Source organism: Ectobacillus sp. (genome assembly GCF_056992975.1).
Genome location: NZ_JBXKMX010000048.1, coordinates 1 through 3,165, shown reverse-complemented (window position 1 = coordinate 3,165; position 3,165 = coordinate 1). Strand labels below are relative to the sequence as shown.

Sequence of the window (3,165 nt, the reverse complement as noted above, 5' to 3'; positions counted from 1 at the left end):
AGCCAAGGATTAGGAAAGGCAATTGCTGAGCAATTCGTTCGCGAAGGCGTTAACGTCATGATTACAAGCCGGAATGAACAAAAATTAATAGAGGTACAAAAAGAATTACGTCAAATTGGAAGCGGAGATGTACAATATACAGTTTGTGACGTGACAAACCTGGAACAAATCCAAGGGGTTGTAAAAGCAACAGCAGAACACTTTGGCGGAATCGATATTTTAGTCAATAATGCGGGTGGACCAAAGCCAGGTACATTTGAACAATTAACAGACGAAGATTGGTACGGTTCATTTGAATTAAATTTACTTAGCTACATCCGCACAATTCGCGAGGTACTTCCTTATTTAAAGAAAAATGGTGGGAAAATTATCAACATTGCTTCTTCGTCTGTTAAAGAGCCAATTTCGGGACTACTGCTTTCTAACACATTCCGGGTCGGAATTACAGGTCTAACGAAAACATTAGCTACAGAGTTTGCCCCGTACGGAATTTTAATTAATACCGTTGCACCTGGCCGCATTGCTACTGACCGCGTTGCATCACTAGATCAAATGAGAAGCGAACAGTTTGGTATATCAGTAGACGAGACAAAGAAAAGATATGAAGAAAGTATTCCACTTGGACGGTATGGCAAACCAAGTGAATTTGCTAATGTCGTAACCTTCCTAGCTTCAGCTGCAAATACTTACATGACTGGTAACTCATTCTTAGTTGACGGCGGTGCAGTAAAGGGATTATAAGGTAAGCTTCCAACGATATGGTATGGAGGAATAAATAATTTGCAAATATCCAACCTACTTTACTGTCAAAATGAACACTTACAACATATTGTAAAGTGTAAATGATTTAAAGGAGGAACTACCATGAGCTATGGATTTCACAGTGGATTTGCATTACTTGTTGTTCTCTTTATCCTCTTAATTATTGTTGGGGCAGCTTGCTTTTATTAATGCGAAGAACTAAACACTATGCGAAGAAGGCACTGCTATGCAGATGCCTTCTTCGTTTAAACATTAGAAAAATGTGCGCATCATCATAACAGCTAGCATTCCTACTATAACGGTAATTAATAAGCTTCGCGTAAGTATTGCAGCCCCAAAGGCAATAGATGCCGCAATCCAATCGCTATAATTGATTTTTGGTTGAAGAAATAACTGCTGCGCAAGTAAGGACGCTAGAACGGCGATTGGAATATAATGGAGCCAAATTTCAACTCGTTTTGGCAACGTTATCTTACTTAAAAAAACAAGGGGCAATACCCGAGGAATGATGGTAACAATTGCGGAACCTAGTATAATGAGAAATACACCCCATCTTATTTCCATTTTTCAATAAACACCCCCACGAGTGCAGCTCCTACAATCCCAACTAGCACTGCCATATTTCCAGATATCCATCTTCCGGCCACTACAACAAATAGAATGGCTGCTACCGTAACAATGACATCTTTTCGTACATTTCTTCTTGCGACAAATTGCATAACATACAGCCCAATAAACATCGCAACTAACGCAAAATCAAGTCCCAAGGCTTTTGGATTCGAAACATACTCTCCTAACAAAGCACCGATCATATTTGCAGCAATCCAATATAGATAAGCTGTCATATTTAAACCAAGCATCCAATAATAGCTGCCTTCTTTTTTCTTGCTCATCTCATTAGCCGCCACACTAAATGTCTCATCGGTAAGAAGAATACCTGAAGTTACGTTTTTCCAAAATGAAAATCGTTTAAAATACGGAGATAATGCAGCACTCATTACAAGATGGCGAACATTTACAAAAAAAACCGTAATGACAATGGCTAAAGCTGGTGCCCCTGCCACAAACATTCCAGCAATTATAAATTGTGCAGAACCTGCATAAAGGGCAGCAGATAAAAGAGCAACCTCCCACATAGTAAAGCCAGATGCCTTTTCAATCACCCCTGCTGCAAACCCAATACTTACATACCCGAGAACTGTAGGCAAGCAATCTTTTACTCCCCTTAGAAATTCTTCTTTATTATTGGAAGGAATACTGCATTCTCCTACTTGCTTATGTATGATCAATCCAATCCCCCCAAATACCTTTCTCACACATACTTGATACTACGTATTTTGCACATCTATGTTGATTACTTCTTGTACCTCAGTAATATGTTCATAATAAATAGACCAAGATAAAATCCACTATACAGATTAATCCCGGCCTATGTAAGGTTGCCTTTTACTTATGCATTCTTTTTCTTCTTTAGCATCTTAAGTCCTATATAAAGTAGAACAAAAATAATAGCACCGATAATGAAATACGGAGTATATGGTGCTGCATATTCTTTAATATTGCGCCAATTCGTTCCAAGTTTTTCTCCTAAATATATGAAGAAAATGGACCATGGAATAATTGCTAAAATGGTATATGTAATAAATTTCCAAAGTGGCATTTTCGCTAAACCGGCAGGAATAGAAATGGCATGACGAACAACGGGAATAAAACGGGCTGAGAAAATAACCCCAACACCATACTTATTAAACCAGTTTTCAGCTACTTCTAAATGATGCTTATTTACAAAAATGTATTTCCCATATTTTTCAACAAAAGGACGACCACCATAGGAACCGATCCAATACAAGAAAACTTGTGCAATGGTTCCCCCAATTACTCCGGCAATAACAGCTTCAACAAAATTAACTTGTCCGTTAGCAACTAAATAGCCTGCATAAGCAAGAACAATTTCACTCGGAATAATTTCAATCATCAACGCAAGTGCGATTCCAAAATAGCCCATACTAATAAAAAAGTCCAACAACTGATTAACTACGCTTGAAAGCATCTAATTCCCCTCATTCTCTCATTCTTTTCACATATACCATTATTCCATGAAATATAGTTCTTGCCAAGTGCTGCTTATAGGAATTTCCAACATATAAAATAGATCACCCGAACTATCAGTAGCCATGGTGATCCATTTTACGTGTATGCTATTATATCGTTCTATAGCATATTTAAATGCTCGCGTAAAAATGTGTTACGTTTTTCGATATATGCGTATATGACATTCGGTTCCTTGTCAAACATATGACATTTGTCCTTTACATACGGATCCTTTTCTACATAAGGACGTAACAAAGCATGCATTTCCTCCACCTTTGGCTTCATATAAGATACGGTAAACTTCTCGTCGAG

Annotated in this window: 6 protein-coding genes; 2 read left to right on the top strand and 4 right to left on the bottom strand. The window is 37.9% G+C overall.

Going from position 1 to position 3,165, the window contains the following annotated elements; genetic code table 11:
* Positions 1-741: SDR family oxidoreductase (locus AC11ZT_RS01925; protein WP_484057989.1), on the top strand; the 741-nt coding region annotated here is incomplete at its 5' end.
* A 123-nt stretch (positions 742-864) separates the two neighbouring features.
* Positions 865-951 (top strand): YjcZ family sporulation protein, encoded by an 87-nt coding sequence (locus AC11ZT_RS01920; protein ID WP_484057990.1) that lies wholly within the window; start codon positions 865-867, stop codon positions 949-951.
* Between the two features lie 63 nt (positions 952-1,014).
* On the opposite strand, the gene AC11ZT_RS01915 is transcribed toward AC11ZT_RS01920, so the two are convergent.
* The 4 genes from AC11ZT_RS01915 to AC11ZT_RS01900 all read right to left on the bottom strand — a co-directional run.
* On the bottom strand, positions 1,015-1,326 hold the full coding sequence (locus AC11ZT_RS01915; RefSeq protein ID WP_484057988.1) for an AzlD domain-containing protein: 312 nt from the start codon (positions 1,324-1,326) through the stop codon (positions 1,015-1,017).
* Positions 1,317-2,051: an AzlC family ABC transporter permease gene (locus AC11ZT_RS01910; protein ID WP_484057987.1), complete on the bottom strand. Its 735-nt coding sequence runs from the start codon at positions 2,049-2,051 to the stop codon at positions 1,317-1,319. Before AC11ZT_RS01910 ends, AC11ZT_RS01915 begins: the two co-directional genes overlap by 10 nt.
* Before the next feature lie 161 nt (positions 2,052-2,212).
* Complete coding sequence (gene uptA / locus AC11ZT_RS01905) at positions 2,213-2,812, bottom strand: undecaprenyl phosphate transporter UptA (RefSeq protein WP_484057986.1); 600 nt, start codon at positions 2,810-2,812, stop codon at positions 2,213-2,215.
* Positions 2,813-2,973: 161 nt separating this feature from the next.
* Positions 2,974-3,165: CotH kinase family protein (locus tag AC11ZT_RS01900; protein WP_484057985.1), on the bottom strand; the 192-nt coding region annotated here is incomplete at its 5' end.